The 15,041-nt window shown below is 71.7% G+C and carries 14 protein-coding genes; 6 read left to right on the top strand and 8 right to left on the bottom strand.

Annotation, left to right across the window (positions count from 1 at the left end; translation table 11 throughout):
• The first annotated feature begins 47 nt into the window (after positions 1 to 47).
• The gene (locus OG948_RS25650) at positions 48 to 524 is read left to right on the top strand and encodes a hypothetical protein (protein ID WP_406298707.1); all 477 of its coding nucleotides are present in this window, start codon (positions 48 to 50) and stop codon (positions 522 to 524) included.
• On the opposite strand, the gene OG948_RS25645 is transcribed toward OG948_RS25650, so the two are convergent.
• Positions 515 to 1,282 (bottom strand): rhomboid-like protein, encoded by a 768-nt coding sequence (locus OG948_RS25645; protein ID WP_406298706.1) that lies wholly within the window; start codon positions 1,280 to 1,282, stop codon positions 515 to 517. The genes OG948_RS25650 and OG948_RS25645 overlap by 10 nt on opposite strands.
• Positions 1,283 to 1,489: 207 nt before the next feature.
• Here OG948_RS25645 and OG948_RS25640 point away from each other — a divergent pair, with 207 nt between their 5' ends.
• On the top strand, positions 1,490 to 2,452 hold the full coding sequence (locus OG948_RS25640; protein WP_406298705.1) for a DMT family transporter: 963 nt from the start codon (positions 1,490 to 1,492) through the stop codon (positions 2,450 to 2,452).
• An 18-nt stretch (positions 2,453 to 2,470) separates the two neighbouring features.
• Positions 2,471 to 4,114, top strand: a complete 1,644-nt coding sequence (locus OG948_RS25635; protein WP_406298704.1) for a tetratricopeptide repeat protein — start codon at positions 2,471 to 2,473, stop codon at positions 4,112 to 4,114.
• 46 nt (positions 4,115 to 4,160) lie between these two features.
• Here OG948_RS25635 and OG948_RS25630 read toward each other — a convergent pair whose 3' ends face one another.
• Together OG948_RS25630 and OG948_RS25625 are read right to left on the bottom strand one after the other, a co-directional pair.
• Positions 4,161 to 4,646, bottom strand: coding sequence for a DUF1269 domain-containing protein (locus tag OG948_RS25630; protein WP_406298703.1), 486 nt, complete (start codon positions 4,644 to 4,646; stop codon positions 4,161 to 4,163).
• 87 nt (positions 4,647 to 4,733) lie between these two features.
• Entirely contained in the window at positions 4,734 to 5,234 is a 501-nt protein-coding gene (locus OG948_RS25625) for a hypothetical protein (RefSeq protein ID WP_406298702.1), read from the bottom strand.
• Positions 5,235 to 5,489: 255 nt separating this feature from the next.
• On the opposite strand from OG948_RS25625, the gene OG948_RS25620 reads away from it, so the two are divergent.
• Positions 5,490 to 6,719, top strand: a complete 1,230-nt coding sequence (locus OG948_RS25620) for a hypothetical protein (RefSeq protein WP_406298701.1) — start codon at positions 5,490 to 5,492, stop codon at positions 6,717 to 6,719.
• Between the two features lie 26 nt (positions 6,720 to 6,745).
• Positions 6,746 to 7,591: a ribonuclease BN gene (locus OG948_RS25615; RefSeq protein ID WP_406298700.1), complete on the top strand. Its 846-nt coding sequence runs from the start codon at positions 6,746 to 6,748 to the stop codon at positions 7,589 to 7,591.
• Here the strand turns inward: OG948_RS25615 and OG948_RS25610 are convergent.
• The 4 genes from OG948_RS25610 to OG948_RS25595 form a co-directional block, all read right to left on the bottom strand.
• Entirely contained in the window at positions 7,582 to 8,400 is an 819-nt protein-coding gene (locus OG948_RS25610; RefSeq protein ID WP_406298699.1) for an AraC family transcriptional regulator, read from the bottom strand. The two genes, OG948_RS25615 and OG948_RS25610, sit on opposite strands and share 10 nt — an antisense overlap.
• Before the next feature lie 46 nt (positions 8,401 to 8,446).
• Positions 8,447 to 9,361, bottom strand: a complete 915-nt coding sequence (locus OG948_RS25605; protein ID WP_406298698.1) for a carbohydrate ABC transporter permease — start codon at positions 9,359 to 9,361, stop codon at positions 8,447 to 8,449.
• Positions 9,358 to 10,224 carry a carbohydrate ABC transporter permease gene (locus tag OG948_RS25600; RefSeq protein WP_406300339.1) on the bottom strand — a complete coding sequence of 289 codons (867 nt, stop codon included), beginning with the start codon at positions 10,222 to 10,224 and terminating at the stop codon, positions 9,358 to 9,360. The genes OG948_RS25605 and OG948_RS25600 overlap by 4 nt, the downstream gene beginning before the upstream one ends.
• Before the next feature lie 196 nt (positions 10,225 to 10,420).
• Positions 10,421 to 11,830, bottom strand: a complete 1,410-nt coding sequence (locus OG948_RS25595) for an ABC transporter substrate-binding protein (protein ID WP_406298697.1) — start codon at positions 11,828 to 11,830, stop codon at positions 10,421 to 10,423.
• A 351-nt stretch (positions 11,831 to 12,181) separates the two neighbouring features.
• On the opposite strand from OG948_RS25595, the gene OG948_RS25590 reads away from it, so the two are divergent.
• Positions 12,182 to 13,969 (top strand): beta-galactosidase, encoded by a 1,788-nt coding sequence (locus OG948_RS25590; RefSeq protein WP_406298696.1) that lies wholly within the window; start codon positions 12,182 to 12,184, stop codon positions 13,967 to 13,969.
• A gap of 75 nt (positions 13,970 to 14,044) precedes the next feature.
• Here the strand turns inward: OG948_RS25590 and OG948_RS25585 are convergent, their stop codons facing one another.
• Positions 14,045 to 14,932 (bottom strand): LysR family transcriptional regulator, encoded by an 888-nt coding sequence (locus OG948_RS25585; protein ID WP_406298695.1) that lies wholly within the window; start codon positions 14,930 to 14,932, stop codon positions 14,045 to 14,047.
• Positions 14,933 to 15,041: the final 109 nt, after the last annotated feature.

Below are 15,041 nucleotides of genomic sequence, written 5' to 3'. Positions count from 1 at the left end.
CCTCCGCCCCGCCGGCCTCCCGGCGCAAGCTTCCCCGAAGGGTTCGCGTGTCCTCCTCCGACTTCCCCGCGTCCGACGACTTCGCCCAGCCGATCCCCCTGCCCACCGTCGGCACTCCCCTGAGCCTGGAGGACGTGAGCGCGGTCGGCGGCTGCGGCGACGGGTGCGGGTGCGCCGGCGGTGGTGTCGACATCGACGCCGATCTGCTCGACGCGTTCGTCACCGAGCAGGTGCTCGTCCGCCTCGAATCCGAGCCGGCCTTCGTCGCCCGGTCCATCGCGGCACTCGCCGCGACCGACGATCTGGACGCCGAACTGGCCGAGGAGATCGAGGAGTTGGAGTCCGACCCGGTGCTCCTGCTGGACGTGCTCGGGGCCACCCGGCAGACCCTGCCGGACATGGAGTCGGACGCCGTGGTGCTGCTCTTCCGCTACGTGATCGACCACGTCGCACTCGGCCCGGAGGAACTGCCGCTGGAGGACCGGGTGCTCATCGAGTGGCGGGTGCCGCCGGTTCAGGCCTGACCCGAACGCGTCCCGCGGGCCGGCGCGGAGCCGTTCCCGGCCGCCTCCGGGAGCGGCTCCGCGGCCGGCGGGAGCACGGCTTCGGCGGCGCGCGGCGCGCGCTCGGACGCGGGCCGCAACCGGCCCGAGAACAGGAATCCGGACCCGAGGCCGATCAGCGCCGCCGAGAAGTGGCCGATCGTGGTGAAGTCCGGGAGATCGCCGTACCACTGCGCGGACGAGAACGGGTACAGCAGGCACGCGAGCGCCCACCACGGCCGCAGCCGCACGGGCAGCAGCGGCGTGATCGCCGCTATGGCCGCCATCGAGGCGTAGCTCACCCCGTAGTCGAGCGTGTGCCGGGTGTCCTCCGGATAGGTCCCGTGGTGGATCGCCGCGATCAGCACCACCGCTGTGACGAGCGTCGCACCCACGTGCCCGAGCACCGTGATCCCCACCGCCCGCAGCGTGCCGATCCGGTGCTCCAGGAACGCCATGCACACCCCGATCCCGAACCCGATGGTCAGCAGGTTGCCCATCAGCGTGCCGTGGATGTCCGCCAGCATCAGGCTGCCCGCCATCGCGCGCAGCGGACGGTGGCCGAGGTTGTCGAGGTTGGTGCTGATGTCCGCCAGGAGGCGGTCCGCGGCCGCGTCGGACATGAGCCGGCCGACCACGATCCCGTCGATCGCGAGCAGGACCAGCACGGCGAACGTCGCCGGGCTGCGGCGCGGGTATCCGACGAGACCGCGCACATGGCTCGCGGGGTTCCGACTCACGGTGCGACTCTCCTTGTGCCGGCGCGGGGACGCGGCGGGAAACCACCATGCTGCATCACCAGGACGGGCCGGCGTGGCCCGGCCCCCGGATCCGGGCGGCCGACGATTCGGTGGGCGCCGAAACGACCCGCGCCTACCGTCGTGCCCGCAACCGAGTCCGCCGCCGGCGCGCACGCCGCGCACCGGCACCGCAGAGGGGTCCACACGATGTCGGATGTACGTCTTCGCCCGTCGACCGGTCCCGATCGGCGCGCCCTCGCGGCGGCCGGGGTCACCGTCTTGTTCTGGGCGTCCGCGTTCGTGTCCATCCGCAGCGCGGGCGAGCACTTCGCGCCCGGGGCGCTGGCTCTGGGGCGCATGCTCTGCGGTTCGCTCGTGCTCGGGGTGATCCTGCTCGTGCGCCGCGAGGGCCTGCCGCCGCGCGCCGCGTGGCCCGGCATCCTGCTCTCCGGGGTGTTGTGGTTCGGCCTGTACATGGCGGTGCTGAACTGGGGCGAGCGCAAGGTGGACGCGGGTACCGCGGCGATGGTGGTCAACATCGGCCCGATCGCCATCGCGCTGCTCGGCGGATGGCTGCTCCGGGAGGGGTTCGCGCCGCGACTGCTGGCGGGCATCGGCGTCTCGTTCGCGGGCGCGGTCGTGGTCGGCGTCTCGATGTCCGACGGCGGCGGGGCGCCGCTGCTGGGGGTGGGCCTGTGCGTGCTGGCCGCGCTGTCCTACGCGGCCGGCGTGGTCGCGCAGAAGCCCGCGCTGCGCCACGCCTCCGCGCTCCAGGTCACCGCGTACGGGTGCTTCGTCGGCATGGCGTGCTGCCTGCCGTTCGCGGGACAACTGGTCACGCAGACCACCGACGCCCCACCGGCGGCCACGCTCAACGTGATCTACCTGGGCATCTTCCCGACCGCGCTGGGCTTCACCACGTGGGCGTACGCGCTGGCCCGCACCAGCGCGGGCCGGATGGGCAGCACCACCTACGCGGTGCCGGCCGTCGTGGTCCTGCTGGCCTGGGTGTTCCTGAGCGAGGTGCCCGGCCCGCTGACGTTCGTCGGCGGCGCGTTGTGCCTGGCCGGCGTCGCGGTCTCGCGCGGCGGTGCCCGGCGGCCGGTCGCCGGGTCCGACCGCGAGGCCGCCGATTCGCCGCCGGTGGGGCAGGATCTTCCCGGACGGTGACGGGACGAGGGAGATGTCGTGACAGTGGTGGGCCGGGTCCTGACGGATCGGTACGAACTCGTCGAGCAGCGCGGTCGCGGCGGCCTCGGCCGGGTGTGGGCGGCGCGGGATCTGACCGAATCCCGCGACGTCGCGGTCAAGCTGCTGCACGGCCCGCCGGACGACGAGGCCGCGGAGGTGTTCGTGCGCGAGGCACGGGCCGCGGCGGCGCTGACGCACCCCAACCTGGTCCCGGTGTCCGACGTCGGGAAGGACACCGACGGCACGCCGTTCCTGGTCACCGAGTTGCTCACCGGTCGCGACCTGCGGGCGACGCTGCGCGCGGGGCTGCCCGAGGTGTCGAGCGTGCTCGCGTGGGCGACGCAGATCTGCGCCGCGCTCGAACACGCGCACGGGGCCGGCCTGGTGCACGGCGATCTCAAGCCCGCCGACCTGTTCGTGTCCGACGACGGCCGGGTGCGGGTGCTCGACCTCGGCTTGGCCGGTCGCCTCGCGGCGGTCGCCGCGACCGGCACACACCTGCTCGGGACCCTCGCCTACACCGCGCCCGAGCGCCTGCGTGGACAGGCCGCCGATCCCGGCTCGGATCTGTACGCGCTGGGCTGCGTGCTCTACGAACTGCTCACCGGGACCCCGCCGTTCGGCACCGGTGACGTGGCCGCCACGGTGTACGCCCAGCTCGATCGGGTCCCCGAACCGCCGGAGCGGCGCCGCCCCGAACTGCCGCCGCACGTGAGCCGGCTGGTCCTGGACCTGCTGGCGAAGGACCGCGCGCACCGCCCCGCCGACGCGGCCGCGGTCTCCGCGCGGCTGACCCAGGCACCGCCGCCCGCCCCCGCCGATCGCCCCCGACCGCCCGCCGCACCGCCGATGATGCCGCCCCCGCCTCCGCCCGGCCCACCGCTCCCCGCCGACCGCATCTCCTTGGCGAAACCCCTCCCGGCGGCCGTCGAGGCGCCCGCCGAGGAGGACGAGCCGCAGCTCCGCAGGGCGGCGGCGGCCGGCGATCCGGACGCCGCCGTGCAACTCGCCTTCCACCTCGCGGACACCGGCCGGCAGAGCGAGGCCGAGGCGCTGTACCGCGAGGCGCTGGCCCGCAACCACCCGGAGGCCGCGAACGACCTCGCCGACCTGCTCGCCGCGCAGGATCGCGCCGCCGAGGCCGAGGAGTTGTACCGCCACGCGCTCGCCCAGGGCCATCCGGACGCCGCGAACAACCTCGGCCTGTTGCTGGTCCGGCTCGGCCGGGCGCCGGAGGCGGAGATGCTCTTCCGGCACGCCTCGGCGCACGGTCACGACGACGCGGCGAACAACCTGGGCCTGCTGCTCGCCGGCTCCGGCCGCCTCGACGAGGCCGAGCGGTTGTTCCGGCACGTGTACGCGCAGGGCCACCCGGACGCGGCGATCAACCTGGCCGGGCTGCTGGGCGCGGGCGGCCGGTTCAAGGAGGCGGAGAAGCTCTACCGCCGTGCGTTCGCCGAGGGCCACCCGGACGCCGCGCTCGGCTTCGCCGGGCTCCTGGAGCGCCGGGGCCGCAACCGCGAGGCGGAGGAGATGTACCGCCGTGCCCTGGCCGAGGGGCATCCGGCGGCGGCCGGGCAGTTCGCCCGCTTCCTCGACCTCCTCGGGCGCGGCCGGGAAGCGATGTGGCTGCGCTCGTAGCACCCGCGCCCGGCGCCGGGCCCCGCCCGCCGCCGGATCGTCGGCGTCAGTCCGCGAAGACCTCACGGAGCTTGGCCTCCTGGTCGCCGGACAGGTTGCTGCGCACCAGTTCGGCCTGGGCCCCGCCGAACGCCTCGTGCACCCGGTCCACCACGGCGTTCGAGGTCATCACGAACAGCGCGGAGGTGCCGGGGGTGATCTGCTGCCGCACCTCGGCGACGAAGTCGTCGTCGATGCCGACGTCGCTCATGCTGCCGCCGAGCGCGCCCGCCGCCGCGCCGATCGCCGCGCCGAGCAGCGGCACGAAGAAGATCAGACCGAAGAGCATCCCCCAGAAGGTGCCGGACAGCGCGCCGATCCCGGTGAGGCTGTTGAGCTGCTTCGTCCTGGGCTTCTTCGCTCCCTCGGGCCACGACACCACGGCCGCGTCGTGTACCTGTACGAGTTCCTGCTTCTGGAGCGCGAGCAAGGTCTGTTCGGCGTCGGCGGCGCCGTGCGCGGTGGGGAACTTCCAGACGGTGAGCGTGGACACGGGACAACCTCCGGTATCGACAGGAATCCGCCACGCACGGGAGCCCGGGCGGGTCCGTGCGTGGCGGATGGTGCGGACGGTGAGGGGTCAGGCCATCGGTTCGTCCCGATCGATGTCCCTGCGGTGCGCGCCGGTCCCGGTCCGCTGGGCCTCGTCCCGGGCGCGCCATTCGGAGACGCTCTCGTCCGAGTAGCCCTGCGCGGCGCCCCAGCGGACGGTCAGCGCGAACAGGACCACCACGTCGAGTGCGATCACGACGACGGACCAGACCGGGTGTGCGGCCAGGAAGCCGATCTGGCCGATGATGTTCAGCATCGCCAGCGCCGTACCGACCACCCGGGCCCAGGTCGCGCCGGTGAGCAGTCCCATACCGACGAACAGTTGGAGCCCACCGAAGATCAGCAGGATCACGCCCCACGTGTCATAGCTCCACACCAGGAGCTGACCGGAAGCGGTGACGAAGTACCCGTCCTCGAAAAGTGCCGCGAACCCTTGGAAGAGGTTGAGCACACCCAGGACGAGCAGCGTGCAGGCGGCGAATGCCACCCATCCGGACCAAGCGCTCGACCTGCCCATTTTGCTGTTCATGGCCTACTCCCAACCCCGGCCGGGCAGCCGGGCGGTGTTGCCTCGTACCGCTTGCCTGCCGTCGTGGGGGTCCACGACCTTGCAACGCGGCTTCTCGCACTTTGACACGTAATTGGGCAATTTGCACCTTTATGATCCCCCTCCCCTCCGTACACCATTCGTCCGCCGTGAGTAGACGTCCGTTTTTCATGGAACTGGCTCGGGACGCAGGGTCACGAATGGTCATGAACGGTCACGAGCGGGAGGGCGCGCCCGATGTCCCAGTCAGCCGAGCAGGGCCGGAGCCGGCATCGATTGCGGCTCGCGGCGGCGTGTCTGCTGCTGGTCCTCGCGTGCGTCCTCACCCCGGTCGCGGTGGTCGCCGTGTGGGCCGACGACGAGATCGGCAACACCGATCGTTTCGTCGCCACGATGGCGCCGCTGTCCTCGAACGAGGCCGTGCAGGACGCCGTCGCCGACCGGGGCACCGCCGCCGCTGTGCGGGCGGTGGACGTGTCCGGCCTGAGCAACGCGCTGCGCCAGGCCCTCGGTCTGGACGCGAACAACGGGTCGGGGCCGGTGTCCGGATCGATCCGGGGCCTGTTGAACGAGGCGGTCGGTCAGGCCGCGCAGGCCTTCGTCACCAGCGACGCGTTCGCCGTCGTGTGGCGCGAGGCGCTCCGCACCGCGCACGCGTCCGCGCTGGCCGCGCTCAAGGGCGAGGACGAGGGCGCGGTGACCTCGACCGGCGGTGAGGTGGTGCTGGATCTGGGACCGGTGGTCGACGGGGTCCGCAAGAATCTGGCGGCCGGGGGCATCCCGCTCGCGACCGTCGTCCCGGACACCGATCGCCGGTTCGTGCTGCTGCACCGCGAGGGCCTGCGCAAGGGCCAGGACGTGTTCCGCGTCGTCGACGAGGCCGGGACCTGGCTGCCGATCGCCGTGGTGCTGCTCTTCGTCGCGGGCGTGTGCGTGGCACCCCGGCGTCGCCGGGTGATCATGTGGGCGGGTGTGGGCACCGTGCTCGCGATGATCGTGCTCGCCATCACGCTCGTCGTCTCCCGCCGGATCTACCTGGACGATTTGCCCCGGGACATCTCCCGGGACGCCGCGGCGGCGATCTTCGACGCGCTGATCCGATTCCTCCGCGATACCACCCTCACGCTGGCGATCGCCGCGGCCGCGGTCGCGATCGCGGCGTTCCTGGTCGGCCCGGCGCGGTCGGCCGGGAAGGTCCGGCGCGGGCTGGCCGCCGGACCCGACGCGGCGGGCGGCGCGCTGGCCCGGACCGGTGCGGGCACCGGGTCGGTGGGCCGGTTCGTGGCCACACGACGAGGCCCGCTGTACGCCCTGGTGGGCGTGCTCGGCGGGATCTGGCTGGTGGTGTGGGACCACCCGACGGTGGGCTCGATCCTGCTGGTCCTGGGCGTGGTCGTGGCCGTCGTGGCCGTACTGGAGGTGATCGCGGCGGCCGGGGCGCGGGAGCCGGTCGCGGCCGACCGGTGAGTGTGCGGGCACCGGCCCGGGGATTCGTGCCGCGACTGCGGGGCCGGGTCAAGGACCTGCCGGTGATGGCCTTCGTGGGTCGGCTGACCACCAGGTTCCTGGTGGTCAACAGCATCGAGGCGGCCACCACGCTGGCCGCGAAGATGTTCCTGGCCGGCGTCCCGGCGCTGTTCGTGTTCGCCGCGTTCGCACCGGAAGCGTTGCGCGAGGAGTTGCGCGACTCGCTGCGTGCCGTGCTCGGCCTGCCGGCCGGCTCCCTGGACGAGGTCGCCCGGGTCCACGACGCGGGCGCGCACCTGCGCCAACAGACCGGTGCGGCCAGTGCGCTGTTCACCCTCCTGATGGCGGTCCAGGTGGCCCGGTCGTTGCAACGGTTGTGCCGACGCGCGTGGTTCGTGCGCGCGACCGGCTTCAGTCTGCGGCTGATCCTGCGCTGGCTGCTGTGTATGTCGGTGTGGCTGGTCGCGCTGCTGCTCCAGTCGCAGTTTCACGAGGGGTTCGGCGTCGGGCCCTGGCTCGGCGTGGTGATGCTGCTCGTGGCCTCGATGCTGGTCTGGTGGTGGACCCAGTACCTGTTCCTGGAGGGCCGGATCGGCTGGTTGCCGCTGTTGCCCAGCTCGCTGTTGGCCGCGCTGGGCACGGTCGGCGTGCAGTACGGCTCACATCTGGTGATGCCCAGGGCGGTGGCCCGCAGCGTGGCCGAGTTCGGTCCGTTCGGACTGATGCTGACCCTGATGTCATGGCTGGTCGTGGCCTGCGCGGTGGTGGTCTTCGCGATCACCATCGGCGCGTTCCTGGCCGAGGAGGAGCCACTGCGCGGCCTGCTCGGGGCACCCGCGCCGCCGTCGAACATCGACCCCCCTCAATTCTGACCGGAGGTCTGTCCCGTGCGCCGGAACTCGGACGGCGACTGTTGCACGCGGCGGGAGAACAGCCGGGCGAAGTAGGCCGGATCGTCGTAGCCGACGTTGCGGGCCACCTCGTGGATGGACTGGTCGGTGGCCAGGAGCAGGCGTTTGGCCCGGGACAGCCGGGTGCGCACGATGTACTCCTTGGGGGTGGTGCCGGTCGCGCGCTGCATCTCGCTGCGCAGGCCCGCCTCGTCCAGGCCCAGTCGGCGGGCGTGCTCGCCGACGGTGAGCGGCTCGGTGGCGTGCTCGTCGAAGTAGCGGACCACCCGCGAGCCGTCCTCGTCGACCCGGATCGTCTTCAGGTCGATGATCAACTGGTGCACGATCGCCGAGGTGACCACCTCGCGGTTGGGCGCGCCCGGCTCCACCGCGGTCAGCAGGCGGTCGAAACCCTGGCGCAGCGGCCGCACCCCGCCCAGCGACATCACCGGCTCGGTCCGGTCCAGGAAGCCCAGGTCCTCGTACGCCGCGGCGGTCGGTCCCTCGAACAGCACCCAGTGCTCGCGCCAGCCGGTGGGGTCGGGGCTGTACGCGTGGTACTCGCCGGGGAAGAGCAGGAAGGCCGCGGGCGCTTGGACCGGGATCCGCGGCGCGTGTCGGTTGCCCGAGCGGAACCAGCCCGATCCGCCGGTGATCAGGGTGAGTTGGTAGCAGCCCAGCACCCGGCCCTCGAACAGCATCGCGGTGACCTGCTGCCAGCCCACGCCCAGGCACACCAGGCCGAGCCGCTGGTGTTCCCGGGCGGGTGTGAGGTAGCGCTCGAAGATCATGGTGCGCCGATCGTACGGCGGCGCATGTCGGGCGTGAAGGGGTTGTTCACGCCTTCACTCCGCCCGCCACCAGATCGGTGCGCCAGAACCGCTGGAGCGACCAGAAGGCGGCGACCAGCGGGATCACCGACACCAGCGCACCGACCACGACCAGGTTGGCGTGCGGTTGGGTGAGGTCGCTGTTCCACGCGTTCAGGCCCAGTGTGACCGGCCACAGGTGCTGGTCGTTGAGCGTGATCAGGGGCAGGAAGAAGTTGTTCCAGACCGCGACCAGTTGGAACAGGAAGATGGTCACCAGTGCGGGCGACATGATCCGCAGGCCGATGGTGCGAAAGATCCGGAACTCGCTCGCGCCGTCCAGGCGGGCCGCCTCGATCAGTTCGTCCGGCACCGACGCCTCGGCGTAGGTCTTGGCCAGGAAGACGCCGAACGGGCTCACCGTGGCGGGCAGCAGTACCGCCCAGATCGTGTCGACCAGGTGCACCTTGGAGAGCATCAGGTAGATCGGCAACGCGAGCATCGGGGTCGGAATCAGCACCGCGCCCAGGATCACCGAGAAGATCGCGCCCCGGCCGCGGAACCGGTACTTGGCCAGCGCATAGCCGGCCATCGCGGCCAGCAGGGTGGCCACCACGCCGCCGCCGACCGCGTACAGCACCGAGTTGAACATCCAGCGCAGGAAGATGCCGCCGTCCTCGGTGAAGAGTTGGCGCAGGTTGGCGCCCAGGTTCCAATCGGCGAACCAGAAGCCGTTGCTGCCGAACACGTCGCTGGAGGACTTGGTCGAGGAGACCAGCAGCCACCACACCGGCATCAGGAAGTAGGTGGCCACCAGGAACAGGAACGAGGTGGTCAGCACCTGCGAACGCATGGGCGTGGTACGGCCCTTGCCCACCTTGGTCGCGGGTCGCGGCGTACGTTCGCGAACCGGGCTCGCGGGCGGGGTGGTCAGCGTCGTCACAGCGAGGACCTGCCGTTCGTGAGCCGGGCGGAGAGCTTGAGGACCGCGAAGGACAACACGCACGTGCCCAGGGCGAGCAGCACCGAGACGGCGGCGCCCTGGCCGTAGTCGTTGTTCTCGACGGCCTTGTGGTACGCGGACATGATCGGGGTGTAGTCCGCGTCCACGGACGAGGTCAGCGGTCGCAACACGCGCGGTTCGGTGTAGAGCTGGAGCGTGCCGATCACCGAGAACACGGTGGTGAGCGCGATCGCCGGGGCCACCAGCGGCACCTTGATCCGCCACGCCGTGCGCCACGGCCCGCAACCGTCCAACTCGGCCGCCTCGTACAGCTCTTGTGGGATCGCCTGGAGCGCGGAGTAGATGACCAGCATGTTGTAGCCGGTCCAGGTCCAGGTGACCACGTTGGCGATCGACCACAACACCGCGTCCTCGCCGAGGAAGTCGGACGGCAGGCCGACCGCGTCGAGCATGCTCACCACCGGGCTGGAGCGGGGCATGTAGAGGAAGGCCCACAAGATGGTGGCGATCACGCCGGGAATCGCGTAGGGCAGGAAGTACGCGGTGCGAAAGAAGCCCTTGAGCCGGGCCGACTTCGCGTCCAGGAGCAGCGCGAGCACCAGCGCGAGGCCGAGCATCACCGGCACCTGCACCACGCCGAACAGCAACACCCGACCCACGCCGCGCCACAGCGCGTCGTCGTGCAGCGCCTTGGTGTAGTTCTCGAAGCCCGCGTACACCCGCTTCGGCGGGGTCAGGCCCAGGCCGGAGCGCCGCATCTTGTGCAGGCTCTCGACGATCGCGTAGCCGACGGGCACCGCGTACATCGCGGCGAACAGCACGCCGAACGGCGCGAGGAAGATCAGGGGTGCGGACCGCCGGCGCTTGCGCCGCGGGATCGGTGCGCTCAAGGGCGGGCTCCCGGTGGATGCTTCGGTTGGATGGAACCGGTGGGTGGGTGCGTGGGGCCGACGGCGGCGTGCCCGCCGTCGGCGCGAGGTGACGCGGGACGGCGGGACACGGTGCGAACCGCCCGCGACGTCGGGGTGTGACGGCGGGTCAGCCCGCGGCGGCCTTCAGGCCCTTGTCCTGGATGGCCTTGATCGTGCTGCCCTGGACGCTGGTCAGCGCGTCGGCGATCTTGCCGTTGCCCGCACCGGCCTTGCCGACCCGGTCGGTCAGGTCGGCGGAGACCTGGGTCATCGTGGGCCCCCACTGCCAGCCGGCCGGGGTCTGGGCGGCGGACTCCTTGAAGATGTCGTAGATCTTCGTGTTGCCGAAGTACGCGGACGGCTGCTGCATCACGTCCAGGCTCGCGCCGGACGTGGCGGCCGGGTAGATGCCCGCGTCCTTGACCAGCGTGGTCAGGCTCGCGGTGTCGCTGCTCATCCAGTCCGCGAAGGCGACCGCGGCCTTGGTGTTCTTGCAGCCCTTGAGCACGGCCGTGCCGGAGCCGCCGATGTTGCCGGTGGCCTTGCCGGACGCGTCCCATTGCGGCATCGGCGCGACCGCCCACTTCCCCGCGGCGTCCTTGGCGTTCTCCTCCAGCAGCGCGGTGAACCAGACCGGGCCGACGAAGCCGGCCACGCTGCCGTCGCTGAACCGCTTGTACCAGTCGGGGGTGAAGGTCGGGTCGGACGAGACGACCTTCTTGTCCAGCAACTGCTGCCAGTACTGGGCGACCTTCTGCGTGCCGGGCTCGGTGAGCGAGACCTTCCAGGTCTCGCCCTCGGGCTTGAACCAGCTACCGCCGTTCTGCCAGGCCATGCCCGCGTACCACCACGGATCGTTGCCGCCGAACGCCGAGTAGGCCACCGCCGGGTCGGCCGCGTGCACCTTGTCGGCCTGCCGGGCGAACTCGTCCCAGGTCTTGGGCGGGGTCAGACCGTGCTTGGCGAACACGTCGGTGCGGTAGAACATCGCCACCGGGCCGGTGTCCACCGGGATCCCGTAGGTCTTGCCCGCGACGCTCATCTGCGACCAGGCGCCGGCCGAGTACTTCGACTCGAGCGCCGCGGCCTCCTTGTCCACGTCCTGGAGGGCGCCCTCGACCAGGAAGCTGGGCAACGTCTCGTAGCCCATCTGCGCCAGGCACGGCGCGTTGTTCGCCTTCACCGCGGCGAGCATCTTGGCGTAGCCGCCCTTGGAGCCCGGCTCGACCTTGTTGTAGTTGACGTGGATGTCGGGATGTGCGGCGTTGAACGCGGTCACGGCCTTGTCGTAGGCCGGGTTCCAGCCCCAGAAGTCGAGCTGGGCGGTGCCGCCGCCCTGGCCCCCGGACGACTTGTCGCCCTGTGCCGCCTTGTCGGTCTTGTCGCCGGAGTCCGAGTCGGAACCGCAGGCGGTGAGCGTGGTCAGGGCCGCGATGGTGACCGCGATGGCGGCGCGGCGGGCCGTCTGACGGCCTCGGCGCGAAGAGCGCGAAGCGGAGCCCAACGAGGAGCGCGAAGCGCGGGTGCTACCCCACATGAGGTGGCCGTCCCTTCGGGAGACGAGCAGGGCCCGACGGAGCCCGGCGCGTGGTCGGAGGCAGTGGAGGCTGTCTGGCCGCCGATCATGTGCCCTGCTCGACGAGGCGTCAACGGGTTGCCGCCGCACTCCTGCTTTTGTCGAGGTGATCAACAAGAAAAGTCCAAGTATGTGGTCACCGGATGGCAAGGCGCGTGAATCCAGAGAGCATTCATCCAGGTGAGAGCCTCACAATGACGAGTCGATGGGTGCGGAAAAGTCCACGACGACGCGCAGAAGAGTTCAAGTTCGGGTGACACGCCTCGTGCAGGATGGTTCGGACCCACCGCACGGATCTGCCCGAGGAGCGTCTTGACCACCCCCAGCCTCGTCTCGACTCGAGACGGCTTCGCCCTCGACGGCAAGCCGTTTCGCATGCTCTCCGGCGCCCTGCACTACTTCCGTGTCCACCCCGAGCAGTGGGACGACCGGCTCGCCCGGCTGCGCGGCATGGGCCTGAACACGGTCGAGACCTACGTCGCCTGGAACGTGCACGAACCCACCCCGGGGCACTTCGACTTCACCGGCGGCAAGGACCTGGTCGCATTCCTGGGCGCGGCCGAGCGGCACGGGCTCAAGGCGATCGTCCGGCCCGGCCCCTACATCTGCGCGGAGTGGGAGTTCGGCGGCCTGCCCGCGTGGCTGCTCAAGGATCCGGGGATGCGGCTGCGGTGCGCCCACCCGCCGTACCTGGCCGCGGTGGACCGCTACCTGGACGCGGTGATGCCGCTGCTGGAGCCGCTGCTCGCCGAGCACGGCGGCCCGGTGATCGCGCTCCAGGTGGAGAACGAGTACGGCAGCTACGGCAACGACGTCGCCTACCTGCGGCACCTGGTCGAGGGGCTGCGCCGGCGCGGCGCGAGCGGGCTGCTGTTCACCTCCGACGGGCCCACCGAACCGATGCTCCAGGGCGGGACCGTGGCCGGCGTGTTGCCCACGGTGAACTTCGGCTCGCGCGCGAACGAGGCGTTCGCGACGCTGCGCCGCTGGTCGCCGGACGGGCCCCCGGTGTGCATGGAGTTCTGGAACGGCTGGTTCGACCACTGGCGCGACCCGCACCACGTGCGGGACGCGGCGGACGCGGCGGGCGTCCTGGACGAGATGCTCGCGGCCGGCGCGTCGGTCAACCTGTACATGGCGCACGGCGGCACCAACTTCGGACTGATGAACGGCGCCAACGAGGTCGAGGGCGTCTACCAGCCGACGGTGACCAGCTACGACTACGACGCGCCGATCGGCGAGGCGGGCGAGCTCACCGAGAAGTACTGGGCCCTTCGCGAGGTGATCGGGCGCTACGCGCCGCTGCCGGCCGAACCGCCGCCGGCCCTGCCGCCCCGGATCAAGCTCGGCGAGGTCGCGTTGCCCTCGGTGGCGGCGCTGCTCGCGCACGTCGAGGACCTGTCCACGCCCGTGTACTCGCCCGGCACGCTGACCATGGAGGAACTCGACCAGGCGTACGGCTTCGTCCTGTACCGCACGTGGGTCAGCGGCCCGCGCGAGGCGGCGCCGCTGCACGTGGACGGGCTCGCCGACCGGGCGCAGGTGTTCCTGGACGGGGTGCCGATCGCGGTGCTCGACCGCGGCGAGAGCGGCTCGGCCTCGTGCGAACTCGCCATTCCCGCGGGCGGCGCGCGCTTGGACCTGCTGGTGGAGAACTGCGGGCGGATCAACTACGGGCCCGGCCTGCACGACCGCAAGGGCATCACCCGCGGCGTGCGGTTGGAGCGGCAGAACCTGTTCGGCTGGCAGATGTACCCGCTGCCGTTGGACGCGCCGGGCGGGCCGGTGTTGCCGGACGCCGCCGGGCCGATCCCGGCGGGCGTACCGGTGCTGCGCTCGGGCACCTTCGAGGTGGAGGCGGTCGGGGACACCTTCGTCCGGCTGGACGGGTGGACCAAGGGGCTGGTCTGGATCAACGGCTTCCTGCTCGGCCGCTACTGGAGCGCCGGTCCGCAGCGCACGTTGTACGTTCCGGCGCCGGTGCTGCGCGCGGGGGCGAACACGGTGACCGTGCTGGAACTGCACGGCCCCGGCGGGGCGCAGGTCACCTTCACGGACACGCCCGACCTCGGCGAACCCGCGGCGGCGCCGATCGAATAGGCGGACGCGGTCGCCCGCCGGGTGGGCCCACCGGCGGCTCGCGCCGGCCCGGAGCCGCCGATCGTGCGGCGGGCCTCAGTCCGCGTCCGGTTCGCTGTGGCCGGCTCGGCGGGCCAGGTCGACGAACAGTCGCGCCGAGCGGGTGCGGGCGTTCTCCTTGCAGACCAGCATGATGCCGCGGCGCAGCGGCGGGTCGAGCGAGCGGATCACGGCCGAGTCGCCGAACACGTCCTCGGCCACGTCCCGGTACCAGATCAGCGAGCCCTCGCCGTTGAGGACGCCGGCGACCCAGTTGACCCGGTCGTTGTGCTCGCAGGCGCCGATCGGCCGCACGCCCATCTCGGCGAACATCGCCTCGAATTGCGAGCGCCGCTCGCTGCCGCGCTCCGGGAGCACCATCGGGAGGCCGTCCAACGCGCTCCACGGCACCGGGTCCGGCAGCCGCGTGTCCGGCGGCGAGACGAGCACCACCTCGGCGTCGGCCAGCCGATAGGTGCGCAGGTCGCCGGGCCCGGGCGCGTCCGCCACCCCGATCTCGGCGGTGCCCGCCCGTACCGCGGCCAGCACCGCGCCGCGCGCGTCGTGCCGGGTCACCTCGATCGGCGCCTCGGGGTGCTCCCCCGCGAACGCCGCGACCAGTCGGGCCACGCGGCCGATCGCGAGCGTGGATGTGGTGGCGACGGTCAGCGTCGGCTCGGAGACCGGGCCGGCCACCCGGCCGATGTCCTCGATCGCGGTGACGGTGTCGAGCACGGTCCGGGCGAGCCGGACCACCCGGGAGCCCTCGGCGGTCAGTCCCACCGTCCGGCCTTCGCGCACGAACAGTTCGGCGCCCAACTCGTGTTCGAGTGCCTTGAGCGCCCGGGACAGCGCGGACTGGGCGACGTAGAGGGCTTCGGCGGCGGCGGTCATGGTGCCGAAGTTCGCGACGGCGACGAGGTAGCGGAGCTGCTGGAGGGTCACGCGCCGTACCATAACGGTCACACCACCCATACCGGCAGGGTGCGAAACCGGCCAATTCCCGTTCACGGAACGGTGGTGTGGGTGGGTCGGGTGAATCTCCAGGGCATCG

The sequence above is a fragment of the Embleya sp. NBC_00888 genome, assembly GCF_045207655.1.
GTDB lineage: Bacteria > Actinomycetota > Actinomycetes > Streptomycetales > Streptomycetaceae > Embleya.
Note: the sequence above shows the minus strand (reverse complement) of the source record. Positions and strands in the feature narration are given on the sequence as shown.